24 protein-coding genes are annotated in these 15,729 nt (G+C 38.4%); 13 read left to right on the plus strand and 11 right to left on the minus strand.

The features are described 5' to 3' along the window. Nucleotides 1-8: 8 nt before the first annotated feature. The 8 genes from TH67_RS07355 to TH67_RS07390 form a co-directional block, all read right to left on the minus strand. Complete coding sequence (locus tag TH67_RS07355) at nucleotides 9-407, minus strand: DUF736 family protein (RefSeq protein WP_072595011.1); 399 nt, start codon at nucleotides 405-407, stop codon at nucleotides 9-11. Nucleotides 408-479: 72 nt separating this feature from the next. Beyond that, the gene (locus tag TH67_RS10680) at nucleotides 480-1,370 is read right to left on the minus strand and encodes a hypothetical protein (RefSeq protein ID WP_072595012.1); all 891 of its coding nucleotides are present in this window, start codon (nucleotides 1,368-1,370) and stop codon (nucleotides 480-482) included. Continuing rightward, a complete protein-coding gene (locus TH67_RS07365) occupies nucleotides 1,363-1,779 on the minus strand; it encodes a hypothetical protein (protein WP_072595013.1) in 417 nt (138 codons plus the stop codon). The genes TH67_RS10680 and TH67_RS07365 overlap by 8 nt, the downstream gene beginning before the upstream one ends. Beyond that, on the minus strand, nucleotides 1,776-2,051 hold the full coding sequence (locus TH67_RS07370; RefSeq protein WP_072595014.1) for a hypothetical protein: 276 nt from the start codon (nucleotides 2,049-2,051) through the stop codon (nucleotides 1,776-1,778). Before TH67_RS07370 ends, TH67_RS07365 begins: the two co-directional genes overlap by 4 nt. A gap of 17 nt (nucleotides 2,052-2,068) precedes the next feature. Beyond that, nucleotides 2,069-2,917, minus strand: a complete 849-nt coding sequence (locus TH67_RS07375) for a PD-(D/E)XK nuclease-like domain-containing protein (RefSeq protein WP_072595015.1) — start codon at nucleotides 2,915-2,917, stop codon at nucleotides 2,069-2,071. After that, the gene (locus TH67_RS07380; RefSeq protein ID WP_072595016.1) at nucleotides 2,910-3,830 is read right to left on the minus strand and encodes a DUF1351 domain-containing protein; all 921 of its coding nucleotides are present in this window, start codon (nucleotides 3,828-3,830) and stop codon (nucleotides 2,910-2,912) included. The genes TH67_RS07375 and TH67_RS07380 overlap by 8 nt, the downstream gene beginning before the upstream one ends. Nucleotides 3,831-3,895: 65 nt before the next feature. Next, nucleotides 3,896-4,528: a DUF3560 domain-containing protein gene (locus TH67_RS07385; protein ID WP_072595017.1), complete on the minus strand. Its 633-nt coding sequence runs from the start codon at nucleotides 4,526-4,528 to the stop codon at nucleotides 3,896-3,898. A 63-nt stretch (nucleotides 4,529-4,591) separates the two neighbouring features. Further along, nucleotides 4,592-4,939, minus strand: a complete 348-nt coding sequence (locus TH67_RS07390) for a hypothetical protein (RefSeq protein ID WP_072595018.1) — start codon at nucleotides 4,937-4,939, stop codon at nucleotides 4,592-4,594. Nucleotides 4,940-5,481: 542 nt separating this feature from the next. Between TH67_RS07390 and TH67_RS07395 the strand changes: the two genes are divergently transcribed. Continuing rightward, nucleotides 5,482-5,925: a hypothetical protein gene (locus TH67_RS07395; protein ID WP_072595019.1), complete on the plus strand. Its 444-nt coding sequence runs from the start codon at nucleotides 5,482-5,484 to the stop codon at nucleotides 5,923-5,925. Here the strand turns inward: TH67_RS07395 and TH67_RS07400 are convergent. The 3 genes from TH67_RS07400 to TH67_RS07410 all read right to left on the minus strand — a co-directional run bounded on the left by TH67_RS07400 (nucleotide 5,917) and on the right by TH67_RS07410 (nucleotide 8,903). Further along, nucleotides 5,917-6,357 carry a thermonuclease family protein gene (locus tag TH67_RS07400; RefSeq protein WP_072595020.1) on the minus strand — a complete coding sequence of 147 codons (441 nt, stop codon included), beginning with the start codon at nucleotides 6,355-6,357 and terminating at the stop codon, nucleotides 5,917-5,919. The two genes, TH67_RS07395 and TH67_RS07400, sit on opposite strands and share 9 nt — an antisense overlap. Before the next feature lie 152 nt (nucleotides 6,358-6,509). Continuing rightward, a complete protein-coding gene (locus TH67_RS07405; protein ID WP_072595021.1) occupies nucleotides 6,510-8,096 on the minus strand; it encodes an SIR2 family protein in 1,587 nt (528 codons plus the stop codon). Nucleotides 8,097-8,213: 117 nt separating this feature from the next. Further along, a complete protein-coding gene (locus tag TH67_RS07410; RefSeq protein ID WP_072595022.1) occupies nucleotides 8,214-8,903 on the minus strand; it encodes a S24 family peptidase in 690 nt (229 codons plus the stop codon). Nucleotides 8,904-9,259: 356 nt separating this feature from the next. Here TH67_RS07410 and TH67_RS07420 point away from each other — a divergent pair, with 356 nt between their 5' ends. The 12 genes from TH67_RS07420 to TH67_RS07475 all read left to right on the plus strand — a co-directional run bounded on the left by TH67_RS07420 (nucleotide 9,260) and on the right by TH67_RS07475 (nucleotide 15,698). Beyond that, nucleotides 9,260-9,529 (plus strand): hypothetical protein, encoded by a 270-nt coding sequence (locus tag TH67_RS07420; protein WP_072595024.1) that lies wholly within the window; start codon nucleotides 9,260-9,262, stop codon nucleotides 9,527-9,529. An 82-nt stretch (nucleotides 9,530-9,611) separates the two neighbouring features. Then, entirely contained in the window at nucleotides 9,612-10,454 is an 843-nt protein-coding gene (locus tag TH67_RS07425) for a helix-turn-helix domain-containing protein (RefSeq protein ID WP_072595025.1), read from the plus strand. Continuing rightward, nucleotides 10,451-11,077 (plus strand): DUF6475 domain-containing protein, encoded by a 627-nt coding sequence (locus TH67_RS07430; RefSeq protein WP_072595026.1) that lies wholly within the window; start codon nucleotides 10,451-10,453, stop codon nucleotides 11,075-11,077. Before TH67_RS07425 ends, TH67_RS07430 begins: the two co-directional genes overlap by 4 nt. A gap of 1 nt (nucleotide 11,078) precedes the next feature. Then, nucleotides 11,079-11,690: a DNA cytosine methyltransferase gene (locus tag TH67_RS07435; protein ID WP_072595027.1), complete on the plus strand. Its 612-nt coding sequence runs from the start codon at nucleotides 11,079-11,081 to the stop codon at nucleotides 11,688-11,690. Then, the gene (locus tag TH67_RS07440; protein WP_072595028.1) at nucleotides 11,687-11,872 is read left to right on the plus strand and encodes a hypothetical protein; all 186 of its coding nucleotides are present in this window, start codon (nucleotides 11,687-11,689) and stop codon (nucleotides 11,870-11,872) included. The genes TH67_RS07435 and TH67_RS07440 overlap by 4 nt, the downstream gene beginning before the upstream one ends. Next, a complete protein-coding gene (locus TH67_RS07445) occupies nucleotides 11,862-12,695 on the plus strand; it encodes a DNA adenine methylase (protein WP_072595029.1) in 834 nt (277 codons plus the stop codon). The genes TH67_RS07440 and TH67_RS07445 overlap by 11 nt, the downstream gene beginning before the upstream one ends. Nucleotides 12,696-12,726: 31 nt before the next feature. Next, nucleotides 12,727-12,984: a hypothetical protein gene (locus TH67_RS07450; RefSeq protein WP_081370927.1), complete on the plus strand. Its 258-nt coding sequence runs from the start codon at nucleotides 12,727-12,729 to the stop codon at nucleotides 12,982-12,984. Nucleotides 12,985-13,021: 37 nt separating this feature from the next. After that, nucleotides 13,022-13,279: a hypothetical protein gene (locus tag TH67_RS07455; RefSeq protein ID WP_072595030.1), complete on the plus strand. Its 258-nt coding sequence runs from the start codon at nucleotides 13,022-13,024 to the stop codon at nucleotides 13,277-13,279. After that, on the plus strand, nucleotides 13,251-13,622 hold the full coding sequence (locus TH67_RS07460) for a DUF1064 domain-containing protein (protein WP_072595031.1): 372 nt from the start codon (nucleotides 13,251-13,253) through the stop codon (nucleotides 13,620-13,622). Before TH67_RS07455 ends, TH67_RS07460 begins: the two co-directional genes overlap by 29 nt. 4 nt (nucleotides 13,623-13,626) lie before the next feature. Beyond that, nucleotides 13,627-13,986: a hypothetical protein gene (locus tag TH67_RS07465; protein ID WP_072595032.1), complete on the plus strand. Its 360-nt coding sequence runs from the start codon at nucleotides 13,627-13,629 to the stop codon at nucleotides 13,984-13,986. 9 nt (nucleotides 13,987-13,995) lie between these two features. Next, nucleotides 13,996-14,481 (plus strand): hypothetical protein, encoded by a 486-nt coding sequence (locus TH67_RS07470; RefSeq protein WP_072595033.1) that lies wholly within the window; start codon nucleotides 13,996-13,998, stop codon nucleotides 14,479-14,481. Further along, nucleotides 14,478-15,698 carry a PBSX family phage terminase large subunit gene (locus tag TH67_RS07475; protein WP_072595034.1) on the plus strand — a complete coding sequence of 407 codons (1,221 nt, stop codon included), beginning with the start codon at nucleotides 14,478-14,480 and terminating at the stop codon, nucleotides 15,696-15,698. The genes TH67_RS07470 and TH67_RS07475 overlap by 4 nt, the downstream gene beginning before the upstream one ends. Nucleotides 15,699-15,729 lie beyond the last annotated feature (31 nt).

A 15,729-nucleotide genomic window follows, 5' to 3' on the forward strand; every position in this document is an offset into this window, starting at 1 on the left:
ACCGCCTCTTAAAATGGTATTTCATCGCTATCGCAATATTGGCTAACATCTATTTCATCGCTTGCACTCTCGCTAGCTTGTGGCGTGTGGGAGTTATTGTTTCTTTTTGGTGCGCTCCAAGTAGCTTCAAGCATTAACCCATTAGGTTCTTTTGGAGTAAATAACGCTAAATAAATGCGACCGCCAGCTACTAGAGGCGTTTCTATATGCCCTTTAAAATAATTTATCTTTCCGTCATTGCTTACCGCGTTCCATATACCGCCTATAATTTGCCTTGCTCCCTCGTAATTTTTAGGTTTAAAAAGCACTATTTTATATATTGGGGCGTTTTGATTTTTAGCTAGCTCCTCATCAGGAGTTGGGATCAGCCCACACTCAATAGGGCGTAAAAAGGGCATGTTTATCATGCCCCCCTATAAATTTTGCTTCTTTGCCGTCTTGAGCTTTGAAAGTTTGATTTTTAAAATAGCCTACATTCATTATTTATCCTTTAAATTCTCTATTAAATTGTCTATACTGCTTGGGTCGTTTAAATAGGCAGTAGCGTCATCAATGCTTAACCTCTCAACTAATTTTTCAGCCTCTGTTTCACTAGCCCCTCTTTTTACCAGCTCGCTTTGTAATAGATCGTGAGGCATTGGTTCAACTGTCAAATTTTCTTTTACAGTTGCGATTTCAACTTCAAGGGGCGCGGCTTCGATGTATTCAGTTTGTGAATTTTTTGCACCAACTGAGCTGTTCGGTTTTTCCGAACTACTCAAAAGCTCGTTTAGGTTTTGCGTCGGTTCGGGCTTAAAAGTATCTTTTTGCACTTCCTCGACATCTACTATGTCCTGTATTTCCTCTTTTGTGCGAAGTCCTAACCTGACCTCGGGGAAAAACTCATTTATGAAAAAGCTTTGTGCGCGGTACTTTAGCATTAGCGTCGGCATCGTTTGCCATTTTGAGCCGTTTTTGCCTAGCCAGCCCTCGCGCTTTGCCATTTCCATAGTGATCGTAGTGCCTCTTAAGACTGCGCCCGTTTGGGCGTCTATCGCTTCGCAATATGCGCTTTGCCCGTCTTGGGATACGATCGTATTAAGCCTGCCTTTTAAAAGTCCGCTCGTGTTTAGCCGCGCGACTAAAAATTTTGTTTCAAAGCTAGGTTTGCCTTGTATGATGAAAATACTTTGCGCTACCTCAAGTGGGCTTAAATTCATTCGGTAGGCTATGTCATAGACAATAGTTGCGTTTGCCACTGATATTTGCGCTGCGTTTTGACCTTGCCCCCATAAGTGTTTTGGGAAGAAGGCTGACAAACTAAAAGCTTTTGCCTTGCGTTGTTCTAATTCAAACCGCTGCACTTCTGCTGTTATTAGGTCGTTACTCATTGTCTGTCCTTTTTTTTAGTTTTTTGTCATACTTTTTAGAAAAATGCATAAGCCTAGCTAAAGCATAAGCCGCAACCCTAGAGCTATCCAAATAATCATCGTTTCTGTTTGCGGCTTCAAAATAGCAACTGGTCTGTATAGCTTCATCGTCGTGTTTATATTTTGCGGTAGATCTGTCGTTGTCGTTAAATTTATACTCATTACTTTTCCGATAATCCCCATAATAAACGTAAAAGCAAGGACTGCATTTTTGGCTTTTTTCGTCATGGTTTAAATCGTAAGCTACCTCATACTCGTAATTTCTATCATCTTCGCAGTCGTAAAACATATAATCAAAAATGCTAAAAATCTCTTTTTTGATATTTTTTTCTAGCTTTTTAACTAGATACAAAACTTTTTCCTCTTTCATTTTTCTTGCCCCCTTTGTTCGTTCTCACCTTGCCAAGAGCCTGCGGCAAAGAACTCAATATCAAGCACTTTTTTGTGCTGACCTTTTGGTGCGAAATATGCGCCGACAATTTTTACCGTAGCTACGCCGTCAAGATTGTGGACGTGTGCGATTACGTCATATCCTTTGGCGAGCCCGTCCATTGCGCGAGCTGCCAATATGGGGCTAATAGCCCACTCAAACGCTTCCCCGCCGTTTTCGTGAACGGCTAGTATCGTTGTTGTTATTTTCATTTTTTATCCTTTCAAATTTATGCTATCTGTTCGTAAAATTTCCACGCTGGCAGGCTCAAAGTTTGCACCGCATTTATCTTGTCGCCGTCTTTTTTTGCATAGCCCCACCACTCGTCACGCTCACGGCAATATTTGTAAAGCTCTAGCAATTCAAGATATGTTTTCCGTCCTTGTTCTATTGCTGCGGCGTCAAGCTCATAAAAGCCTACAAAATAAGGGGCTTTCGTTTCAACGGCGATAAACAAGAAATAATTTACTTCTTTGCCTAAGCTTCTTAAAATATCGCTGTAAAACGCTGCTTGCACGTGATAATTAAAACTAGCTACCGATCTAGCAAAGCCACTAGCCGAAGCGTCAGAAGTTGTTTTTAGATCAATTACTGCACCCATTTTCTCATTATAAAAATCAGGGCGACATTTAACCGCAACACCATTTATCTCACTAAAATAGCTTTGTTCAGCCAGTCCGTCTCTTAAAAACATAGCTGTTTCACGCATAGAATTAACCGAGTTTGCTATTTCTACGGCTGAGCCAAAAATATCAAGATCAAGCGGGGGTTTATCGCCTAAATTTTCTAAAAAATCGTTATAGATCGCTTTGCCCTCTTTGGTGCGTTTATCAACGTCAGGCTCTACGCAAAACTCATTTGAAAAATCTTTTGGCTCTAACACTAGCTTATGCACCGCAGAGCCTAGAAGCAAAGCCTTTGTAGGCTCACTCCTAAGCTCATTTTTCATTTTTAAGTGCAAAGGGCTACGTGCAAGTAGGTCGAGGTCACTCTTTGATATTTCAGGGCGTGCGTGGTATTCTTTATTACTAATATTTTTGTTGTCTTCTGCCGCTTCATCAAAACTAATTTCAAGCATTTAACACCTCAATTTTACTTAGATTGGTTATGCCCGCCGCGGCTAACATCTCTTTGATCTTGTCCGTTAGCTTGTCGTGCGGAGCGTTTGCTGGAGCTTTGACCTCAAACTCAGCGCGGATAGTGTAGATAGCCTTGCCGTTTTCGGCTTCGCGTGGTTTTTGCAAAATTTCACGTTGTGCGTCATAAAAAGCTTGTGGGCTTGCTTGCTCGGCTTTTGCGCGCTCGATAGCTTCTTGTTTTTCTCTTTCGGCTCTTGCTAGTAGCTCAGCCTCTCTTTGTGCGGCTTTTGCTTCTAGCTCTGCTTTCTCTCTCGCTGCTCGCTCCTCTGCTTCACGTCTTGCTTGAGCTGCTATTTCGGCATCTCTAGCCGCTTTTTCTTGCTCTGCGAGCTTGGCCTGCAAGATTTCGTTTTCAAGAGATTGTATTTTTGCCTCAATCGCCTCTTTTGTGGCTTTTGCTAGAGCTCCAGCAGATGTTACCGCGCTTAATTTAATTAGATCGGATGTATTTATTCTTTCAAAATTTAGCCCTTTTTCATCGCAAAGAGCTTTTGTATATTCAGCTATCCTTGCAGCGATTGCTTCAAGCTTGGCGTTTTCAAAATTTGCCACGCCGTCTGCTATCTTTTGGCGGCCGTCCGTGATGATAGCTTCGATCTCTTTTTTCTCGGCTTTTAGTTGATTTACTGGTGCTGAAATTTTATCAATATAAAATTTATATCGCTCGCCAATCTCTGTTTTAACCTTGTTAAAATTTGCCATCACCTTTTTGGCTTCAGGGATGTTTTCCTCAGTTACATTGATAGAATATTTTTCTACCTGCCTACTAGCTTCAGCTTTTAGTTCCTCAAAATTAGTAGTCAATTTTTGACTATCTGCTGTTTGTGCCTCATAAGTTACAATTAATTCCATTTTTTATCCTTTTTTTAACGTATTTATCTTTTATGTTAAAAATTTCTCAATTTTTTAACAATGGTTTAAGCCCATAATTTATGAGCTAATTCTAATTTTGCCGTTAGGTCTTTTACTGCTTTTGTCGCATAGGTTAAGCTGTAACTATGCTCTCTTTTTATTGTGCCGTCCTTTAGCCCTTGTTGGCGAGTTTTGGCTTTTTCTAATTGTTTAGAAAAATACTCTAAACTTTGTGGCATTGAGAGATTTATCTCCTGCGCTTTTTCTTCCCAATACTGCGCCCTAGCTGCTTTCTTGTCAGCTATATCCTCTTCTTTTACAGCGTTTCCTATCCTGCGCCAATTCCGATCTATCAACGCTCTGTGTCTTTTTTCGCTGTGATGTCCGACTTTTATTGGCTCGGCTAGCCTTAAAAACTCCGCCCCTTCTTGGCTTTTTTTGTGCCACTCATGGCTTTTTGCTTCGTGTAAAGCCTGCGAATTTCTATATTTGTCGGCTTTTCTTTCAGCATAACTTAACTCCTCTAGGCGGACAATCGAATAATAAAATTTGTTATTTTTTTCGGCTACCAAGTTATAAATTTTGCAATACACCTCTTTGCCGTATTGTGTTTCAAGAGTTATTATTTCGCCCTTATTGTGCTTTTCGTCGCATTCTGCCACCCATACATTAGGGCAGTATTTTTTAAAATTTGCCATTATTTAATCCTTTTTATAATCTCTAAAAACTCGCCTACAGTCATATTTGGCTCGCCATAGTACTTAACAAGCCTCTTTAGTGTGGAGTATCGCATCTCTTTGGGCCTCCTCTCGTAGTTTTTTCAGTGTTTGTTTGTAGGTAGTTGTATAGCTTAAGACTGCCTCATTGCTCATTTCAGCTTCAACGCATAGCACATAGACAAGTGCTGCGTAGGCGAAAAAGTCTTTTTTACAATGCTCAATAAGCAGATCAACTATTTCACCGCTGTTTTCGCCAAGGGAGTTTTTAAATGTGTAGCGGTGGAGGTTATATACATATCTGATGTCGGTTATTAAATAGTCAAACTTTTGATTTAAATTTATATGTGCCACGTCACTTTCGGCACGTGCTAGGTCGTAGCTCAAACTCATTTTTAACTCCTTTTGATATTTAGATAGGCGATATTCTTTATCTCGCCGCCATTACTGAAAACTATGCGAAAAAATCTAATTATCTTTTTCATTTTTAGCTCCTTTTTCTAATAGAAACCTTGCTCGCCACCGCCGACTAGATGTTAAAAATTAATTTAGCTTGCAAAAGCAACTTTAAAGGAAAATTTTTTATATGAAAAATGTTAGCAGGCTTTCGCCTACTCCAAGCAAGCAAGGCTTTTATTAGAAAAAGTGGTGTTTTTCGTTTTATTGATAACCCTGTGAAAAACTATCCTAAATCAGGGCTGGCGATGGGTATAACATTATGTCCGCTATACTCGGGTTACCGCGTAGCTTCAGCTAAACTCTAGCTAGGAGTGGGGCTCCTGCCTGATGTCTGTCAGGGCTTTAAGGTTTTTTGTTTCGATGAAAGAAGTGTAGTATAATACCACTTAAATAAAGCTTAAAAAAGTGGATATTAAATACACTTACTAAAAATATTTTTGTGGTATAATTTTTGTTAAATTTTTTAAGGGGATTACATGAAAAAAATATTAGCTTTATTGTTGTTTGCAACACAAATAGCACTATTTGGGGCAGAAAGTGATTTGACAAATAAAGAGCTTCACAGTGCACTTGAGAATATACAGGTAATATTGGGGGTTATTTTATTTTTTTTAATTTTAAAAATTTTATTTAAAAAGAAAACAACAAGTATAACAAATCAGACAAATAGTAATGACGGGGGAGATTATATTTGCACCACTTGCCATTCAAGAACAGGTGCACATTTTAAAAGAAAGTATTCGATGGGATGGTTTTGGATAATTTTTATATTTATTAGTATGGGATTGGGCTTGATCGTTTATTTTCTAATAGGAAAAAAAGAAAATGTTTGTCCAGTGTGTGGAGCTAAAACTCTTGTGCCAATTAACACCCCAATAGGACAACAAATATTAAAAAACAATACCAACAATTTATCTTAATTTTCGCCACACCCACGGCGGAGTAGGATTACTACTCTGCCAAAGTCCTCGCTTATTCTCACGCGCTGTTTTCTCTTGATCTACATACATTCTTGAGTATTTGACGTAAGCCCAAGCGTAGCCGTTTAGCACCATTTGAGCGTTTATATCTTGCCCTTTATAGTAAATAATGCCTAGCGTGCGTTTGTATCTATCCTTGCCCTTTTGCTCTACTTCTACCACTTGCCCTGCGATCAGGCTGGCTAAAAATTGTTTTGATTTTTGTCCGTAGTCTTGCTTTTTTTCTGGAGCGTCAATGCCGTATAGTCTGACCTTTGTTTGCTCTTTGCCACTTAGCACAGTGATAGTGTCGCCGTCAGATATTTTTATAACTTTAGCAGGGAAAGCAAAAAGCGACGCATGCAGCATTATTAATAATAAAATAGCTTTCATTTCTTTTTAATTCTTTTAATTTAATTTAATTTTATGCAATCATTTACTCTTTTTTGTTAGAATTACAAATAGAGAGTGCAATGCCTCGCTGACTACCTGGGCGGACTATCCTAGATGATAATGGGCTAATAGGCAAGGGGTGGGGCTACGATCTATACTCCATATTTTAAATAATCATACAGCCTTATCATTTTCTTAAAAAAACTGTCGTTTATTATAGAGCTTTTCTCTTCCAGTGTTCTGCATAAAAGCCGGTAAAAGTCATCTAAATTTATATTTTCTATTTGCAATAGATACACAAAAGTATAGGCCTTGTGTGGAGGCAATGGGTCGTTATTGTTTTCAGTATCGACTAAATCGTTTATGGTTTTCCCCATATATGCGGCACCGTATTTATTGATCTTTTTCTTGTCGGTGTTGCTGTATAGGGCTGTAGCCCCTCTTTGTCTAAAATCATTTACTAGGGCATTGATTTTATCGCACAACACTACTGGCTCGCCTCTGACTTGCATTTGTTTTATATACTTAAAGATAGGCATTTTGGTGCTTTGGGTAATTAGTTTTGGTATATAGTCCTCTAAAACCCTTTTTGGATCTAACTTCGTATCTTCAAATAAAATATCTCTGTAAATATCTGCAGCTGTAGGCTCTTTGCCGTAGTAGTCTTTACCTACTCCAATAACAACACTATCAATCTCTTGCTTGTCGTCAATATCAGCAAGCCCTACAACCCTTATCAAGCCACTTGAGCTGTTTGACATAACGACGTCATAGACATCCTTTTTTAGCCGCCTAATTATTCTTGGGTTATATTGAGACCTTGCATTGCCTATAGCTTCGTAAACCAGAGAAAAATCGTTTGTAGAAATTTGCGTCATAGTTAATCCGTTTAACATGTACGTATAAATGCCTTGCACGTCGCCATCACGTAACCTTTTTACGAAAAATAATCTACCGCTTAATTTTTTTAATTGATCTTGAGTTAGACATTCTGTTATATTTTCTATAATCCTTTTGATATTTTCGTCATTTATTGAATATCCTATAAAAACAATTGGATATTCTAAAAAAATAGTCATAAGTTTTGCGGCTAAGTATTTGTCTTTTTCATGAAATTTATCATAATCTTGTTGTGTTATGAGTATGCTTTTTGGGTCGGTGCAACATCCGTGTATCTTGTAAATTTCCGATATTTCTTGAATGCCAGCAAAAAATAGCTCATCTTGCCCGATATACTTTTGAAAGCCGTCAAATATACTCTCAGCCAAATTATCGTAATTTGTAGTTATTACGCCGCTGACACTACGAATAGATATTCTTTTTAATAATTCTATTTCTTTTGATATTTGCGGATCGTCAGTTTTTATTTTTTCTATTGTAAATTTCTGAAAATAGCTCGCTAGGACTATTTTAAATGGTGATACTCTGTTTTTTATAAGCACATTATTTTGCTTTTTAAACATAGGCATAAAAGTATCATTATTGAAGAAATTTGCATTAAAGTCTTTCTCTAATTCTTGTGCTATTTGTGGCAGAGTACTTTCAGCTGTGCCATACGAAGCAAATTTATACTCATCGTCGCTGATAAAGCCTGTAAATTGTTTAAGTAGCTCTTCGAATGTAGGTGTTCCCATATAGCGCATAGAAAAGCCTGAGCCTAAAAATAAAAAGGGGTGTCTTTTTGTCTGCTCTATCGCCTTTTGAAAAGTTTCTATTAACTCTTTGTTCGATGCTGCCACAGATTATTTTTCCTTTCTAAAATCTCGTTGAAACTATCATGCTAATAATCGCCTACTATATCTTTACTTTATCCCATAATCCTCAAACGTTAGCCCTTTATACACTTCGCAATGGACTTATATTAGTCCCATTGCCCTTAGCCTGTTTTTGCGATTATTTTCCATAGATTTATTGACTTTGATGACTTTGACCATTTTTATATCTTGCAAGGACTCATCGTTCACGCTAAAGCTAAGAGTTTGAAATTCCCCACTTCTATTATATGGGACGAACCTAACAACCCCAAATTTTTCCTCTTTAAAATAAACCTTGATAGCACTTTCCCCGTTAAATTCATAGTGCACGATGTCCCCACTCAGTATATCGGCTCTAGGGTCACAAATCACTTCGTCGCCTCTTTCTATCAAATCATACATGCTATCGCCGCTTGCGATGACTGCATACATGTCCTCGTTCCAAATATCGGCACTACAATAGGTCTTTTGATCGTAGTCTTGGTATGAATTTGGCTCCGGTATGCCACAACTAGCTTCGCCTACGATAGGGATCTCTTTGACCGAACTAATATCACTATTAAAGCCATTTATCATTTGATTTGCATCCAAAGACAAACACCGCCCTATAAGCCTTATTTTGATAATTTCTGGTGATACGCGCCTATCGTTATCTTTTCTAAACCACGATTTTACAGTATCTATTGGCGTTGGGATGCCATTTTGTGTTAAATAGTCCGCAAGCATTGCCTGTGTTATATTTTTATCTTTCATGGCTTGTTTGACAAGTTCATAGTTAAAGTTGCTTTTCATAACTATCCCCTTTTTATTAGGTGTAAGATAAATACACTAATTATACTTTATTTTTAATTTATTTATAGAATGAATAGATACCACTTTTTAAACTTATTTTAAGTGGTGTTAATATACACTTATGCCATGAGAGCAAATAAAACATATCAAAAAATCAAAAATTTTTTATTAAAACACTATACGTTAAATAGCGTGAAGCACATTTTGAGCGAGAAGCGTAAATTTTTTCCACGCATGGAAATAGTTATTTTGGCACAAAAAGAAATTAATGTGCCTCTTGACGCTTGGCAAGACATCAGAGCTTGGATAATCAAGCAGGAAAACAAGAGACTTCAAAAACTCAAAAAGGTTAAAAAATGATAGCAGAAACGTCAAGACAAGCATATAAAAAAATCAAGCCGTTTTTAAATGGCAAGCGTAAGCAAATTTATGAGTTATTTAAAGCACACCCAAACGGAGCTACAAGACAAGAGATAGCACGCTGGTATATGCTTAAAGAGTGCGGAGTGTGTGGCAGAGTAAATGAGCTGGTTGAGCGTGGCTACCTGATTGAAGTCGGATCAAAAAAAGATGTGATAAGTGGGTGCAGCACATCGATATTAAAGCCCACCGAAAGGATAGCGTAATGGATAATCCATTATATCTTTTAGTGGCTCTTTGTGTTATGGCGATACTTGACACATTTATTGAAATTTGGAAAGGGTTGAGATGAGCATAAGAATAATGAGCCAAGTTTGGAATATGGAAATTGACGATAGCACTGCAAAACTTACGCTTATGGCACTAGCTGACTTTTCAGATGATGAGGGGTATTGCTACCCTAGCTATGAAGTCTTAGCCAAAAAAATATCAAAATCAAAAAGAACAGCCATAAGAGCAGTTGAAAAGTTGGCTGAGCTTGGATTTTTGAAAAAAGAAAAAAGAGAACTAAACGACGGAACAAGTAGGACAAATTTATACAAAATAGTAAGCGAAAATGAGAGGGTGACACAGACGCCCCCTATGATGACAAACGAAAAAGAGGCAGTGACATATATGACATCACATAGTGACACTGATGACACTAGGGCGGTGACAAATGTGTCATTGCATAGTGACAAGGGTGTCACCCCTATTAATATAACCACCAATAGAACCGTCAGTAGAACCATCAAAGAACCGTCAATTAACCCCCTACCCCCTAAGGGCGTTTTGCTACCTGACTTCATTGATCCAAATCTTTGGCAAGAATATCTAGCTTACAAAAAAGAACGACGAGAAAAATTAAGCTCTAAGGGTATCGAGATGAAATTTAGCGAGTGGGCTAAATGGGACGCCGAAGGCATAGACGTCAATGAGTGCCTTAGAGAAGCAATGCGTAACGAGTGGCAAGGGGTATTTCCGCCAAAGCCAACCTACAAAGCAAAGGCGACTAATAGCACGCAAGGCGTAAGTGATGATAACCCTCACGGACTAAAACAAGGCACGCTAAAAACAATGGCGGCTTTTAAGGAGCTGGCTAAAGAAATGATAAAAAATGGGCGAAGTGACTTAGTAGGGGATTTTCAATGACGATACAAGAATTTTACGGCGTATTTATGCCAACAGTGGAGTATTACGGAGCGAATTTAAGTAAAGCCGTGATCGCACTTTATTTTGAGGACCTAATGGACTACGAGGCGAATGAATTAGCTGCGGCGCTAAAATTAGTTAGGCAAACACGAAAATATCCTACGATGCCTACGTCTGCGGAAATTTTAGAAGCACTTAACGGGGACGATGGCGACAAAGCGCAAAAAGCGTTAGACGAGCTAGCTTACGCGATAAGACGCTACGGACCTTATCGTAGTGTATGTTTTAAAGACGGCGCGATAATGTCAGTAGTGCGTGCTAGGGGCGGCTGGGTAAAGGTTTGCAACCTAGAAGGACAAGACTGGGAGAATTTTAAAAAGTGGGATTTTGCCAAGCTTTATAAGATTTATGCGAAAACCCCGCAAATTTGTCCCGATTATCTAATCGGCGAGAGCGAGGCAAATAACGGCTTCAACGGCGTAGGCGGAAACGAGCCAGTATATTTTATCGGTGGAACTAACGACGGTAAATTTATGGATGTGGCTAAATTTAAAGCCCTAACAGAGCAAAAATCACCTATTAAGGCGATATTGTCAGGCGTGGTAAAAAGGATTGGGGCGTGAGATGAAAGTATTAAATCTTTTCGCAGGACTTGGTGGTAACCGCAAGTATTGGGACGAAGTAGCAAGAGAAAAAGGCATAAACATAGAGGTAACAGCCGTTGAGTTTGATCCTGAAATAGCAAAGGCTTATACAAAGCGTTATCCAAACGACAATGTGATAATTGGCGACGCTTGGGATTATGCTGCTAAAAACTACTTAGATTTTGATTTTATATGGGCGTCTCCGCCTTGCCAAACTCATAGTAGGCTAAATACTGGCAACAATTTACGTTGGCAACATACTAGAAAATTGCCTGATTTTAGACTTTATGAGCTTATATCGTATCTTAAGACGTTTTGCAAAAAAGCTTTTGTAGTTGAAAACGTAGTGCCATACTATGAGCCACTTATAAGACCAACCGCCGAGATAGGCAGACATTATTTTTGGGCTAATTTTGATCTATTTTTTTTAAGTAATGATAAATTCAGGATCATAGAGAAAGTTAAAATAGGCGACTTTAAAGACCTCGACTTGAGCGAGTTTAATATAACAAATAAACGCCAGGCTGTAAGAAATGAAGTTGATTATGAGATAGGCAAAAAGATATTTGAGCGTTATTTGGAGAGCAGATGAAAGCCGTATATATCACGATAACCGAAAGCGGAGCTAGCATAATCGCAAAGGTAGCGGACGAAAACAAAAAGATACTTGATAGCTTTGAGATAAGCCGTAAAGACGCAAGCGGAGTGCTTGAAGTAATGAGAAAGTGGAACGAGAAGCACAAAGACGAAAAGGAGGCTAGCCTTGATATATAACTCTGCCCCTTTGCCATTTCAAGGACAAAAAAGAAATTTTATTAAGCAATTTAGAGAGCTTATACAAGACGAGTTTAGAGCGCATCGGAACGGAATTTTTATTGATGCCTTTGGTGGCTCTGGTCTGCTTAGCCACAATATAAAGCAAATTTATCCTAACGCAAGGGTAATTTACAATGACTACGATAATTACAGCGAAAGGCTGGCAAACATAGAGGCAACAAATGAGATTTTACGATCAATGGCACCTATCACAGAAAAATATAAAAAAAATGAAAAAGTAAGTGAAGAGGATAGAGAAAAAATTATAAAAATCATAGATGAGTATATAAAAAGAGGATATTTCATCGACTGGCTAACACTTAGCTCAAGGCTTCTTTTTGGAGGTAAATACTGCCACAATGAGTCTGAGCTTAAAAAAGAAAAGACGTTTTTTATAACCAGCCAAAATACGCCTTTATATCAAGCAAATGGATATTTGAGGGGCGTTGAGATAATACGTAAAGATGCAATGGAGCTAATAAAAGAATTTGAAAATGAAGACGTTGTATTAATTTTAGATCCGCCATATTTACAAACAAACAAAGTAGGCTATAAGTGTTTTTGGGGGCTAAGAGATTTTTTAAAATTAATTAGGCTAGTGCGCGAGCCGTTTATATTTTTCTCAAGTGAGAATAGTGACATCTTGCCATACATAGACGACCGTGTAGAGTGTGGCGATGAAGTTTTTAAAGGATACGGCCTAAAACAAGCAATTTTAGCTAATGGACAAGCGAAGGCTGATTATATGATCTACAAAAGCGGAGCAAGGGGGCTATTTTGAGATTAACAAAATGCAAAAAAGGAAAGAAAGAATGGTACTAAATTATGCAGTTTACAAATTAGATATTGATGATATTGAAAATAGCAGCGACTGGTTTGATAAAGACGGATGTCTCAAATATAAGGAGAATTATTTATTTAAGACTTTGTGCGAAAGCGGAGCCTTAGAGAACGCCCAAATAGTTGCAGTGTTTTTTGATTATGATGATGCTGCCCAGTTTTGCAAAAAAAAGGTTTTAGTACAAGCTCTTATTATTTTTATTTTTGCACTCGTGGACACTACTCATTAGACGCAGAAATGGGCGAATATGTAGAGGTAGGATATTAATGCGACTAACTAGAAGCGAAAATAAAGCCTACCAACTAAGACTACTTGAAGCGTACCCACTTTGCCAAATATGTGAGGAGCAACAAAGCATAGAGTGCCACCACGTAAGATATGGCAGATTTGGAGCAGATAAGGACGACAGCAAGCAAATAGCCGTTTGTAGAGAGTGCCATCAATGGTGCCACGCACACAAACACGAGAGTATAGAAAAATACGAGGAGGTAGCAGATGAGAATTGGCAACGTTTCGGCGAATAAATACCACAACCGCAAGACCAAAGGCTTTGATAGTGCTAAAGAGTGGCGTAGAAACCAAGAGCTAGAAGCCTTACAGCGAGCTGGCGAGATAAGCGAGTTAAACCGCCAAGTGCCTTTTGTATTAATGCCTAGCTACACCATAGCAGACGAAACAACGAGACAAGGCTTTAGAACCGTGCGTGAGATCAGATATATAGCAGATTTTACCTATCGTCTTAAAAACGGCAAGAGAATAATAGAGGACGTAAAAGGAATGCAAACGGACGTTTTTAAAATAAAGCGAAAACTGCTAGAGAGAAAAATAGCCCTTGGAGTGATAGAGGGCGAGTTTAGGATTTATTAGATAAATGGATTTGCCTAATTTAAAACATTTAGACGTATTTTATGCCGTGCTCGATAAGTTTTACCCAGGCTGGGAAAAGCGAGAGGATCATTATTATTTAACGGAAATTTCGTTTTTAATAAGGGAGGTGTTAAATAGCCCCTATACGGACGAAACCGTTATTAATAATCTAAGAGTGAGCGAGGTAAAAAAATACCAAGCTGAACTTAACACGCTATTAAATACGCCTAAAGAATTTTTAGATTGGGTGTTAAAACATAGAATGACAGCAAGTAGGCAAAAGATGTGCCAAAGTAAATATTTAAGCACAAAGCCTAAACGCAAATATAAAAAGAAAAAATATCAACAACTGACTTTATTTTAGGGGTAGAGATTGGGAAAATTAAAATTAACCGACAAAACAAAAGAGCAAATAATAGCCGATTATAAAGCAGGGATAAGCCAAAATCAACTAGCAAAAAATTACAAGCTAAGCCCAGCGACTATTAATAAGCTATGTAAGAATATCCCTCAAGAAAATGTCGAAATAGTGAATACTTTAGTGAATACTGCGATAGCGACAAATAGGGCATTAGAGGGCAAAAGCCAAATAGAAGTGAATAGTATTGAGCGAATAGTAGATGAAAGGACTAAGCATTTACTCTATTTTCAGAACGCAGCGCTTAGAAATCAAAAAATAGCGGACGAAATGCTAGAGATGAGCGATAAGATAGCAGACGTTGAGGCTCACAGTAGGATAACCGCTAGGAATAAAGAAACCATATTTGGGAAAGAGCCACAGACGATTATTAACAACACCAATGCACAGCAAAACGAAGTAACCGAAATTAGGCGAACGATAGTAAAGCTAGATAAATGATAATAGACTTAAACACCGCCCCTATATTCGAGCCACTACTGGAAAGCAAAAGATATAAAGGGGCTAAGGGCGGACGTGGTAGCGGAAAAAGCCATTTTTTTGCCGAGTGCATAATCGAAACAATGCTAATCAACCCAGACGCTCGCATAGTTTGCATAAGAGAAATTCAACGATCGTTAAAATTTTCATCAAAAGCCCTAATAGAAAGCAAGATAAATAGCTTAGGGGTAAGTGAATATTTTGACGTGACACTAACCGAGATTAGGGCTAAAAAGGGCAATGGGTTAATAATTTTTCAAGGCATGCAAGATCATACAGCCGATAGTATAAAATCACTAGAGGGCTTTGATATTGCATGGGTGGAGGAAGCACAAAACTTAAGCAAGCGAAGTCTAGAGCTTTTACGTCCGACTATACGCAAGGAAAACTCCGAGCTTTGGTTTAGTTGGAACCCTGAAAACGAAACGGACGCAGTGGATAGCTTTTTTAAACAAATGCAAGAGAATGGCGCGACTGATTTTATTCTAGTTACGGCCAATTTTAGTGATAATCCATTTTTGCCAACCGAACTATTTAACGAGCAAGAATATGACCGCAGGTATAATCCCAGCACCTACGAGCATATTTGGCTAGGGGGCTACAACACAAAGAGCGACGCACTTATTTTCAAGGGCAAATTTAGAGTAGAAAATTTTAGCACCGATGGGCTAGGAAATCCTTATCACGGCTTAGACTTCGGCTTTGCTAACGATCCGACAGCTGCGATAAGGTGTTATATACACGATCGCAAACTTTACATAAGCCACGAAGCTGGAGCGGTAGGATTAGAACTTGATTATACAGCGGAGTTTTTAAAGGATCGGATCGAGGATATACATAGATATGTAATAAGAGCCGATAACGCACGCCCTGAAAGTATAAGCTACTTAAAAAGGCACGGACTAAGTATGATAACGCCAACAATAAAAGGCAAAGGCAGTATAGAGGACGGAATAGAGTTTATACGCAGTTTTGAGGCAATTATAATACACGAGCGTTGCGTAGAAACGGCACGAGAATTTAGGCTATACAGCTACAAAACGGATCCACATAGCGGGGATATACTACCGCAAATATTAGATGAAAACAACCACTACATAGACGCATTACGTTACGCCTTAGAGCCACTAATAAAAAGCAAAACAACAATTTGGGGGCACATTACAAGCCGAAGCTAACACCCAAAAACGCCTTATTATTAATCAAAAA

Source organism: Campylobacter concisus (genome assembly GCF_001891085.1).
GTDB lineage: Bacteria > Campylobacterota > Campylobacteria > Campylobacterales > Campylobacteraceae > Campylobacter_A > Campylobacter_A concisus_O.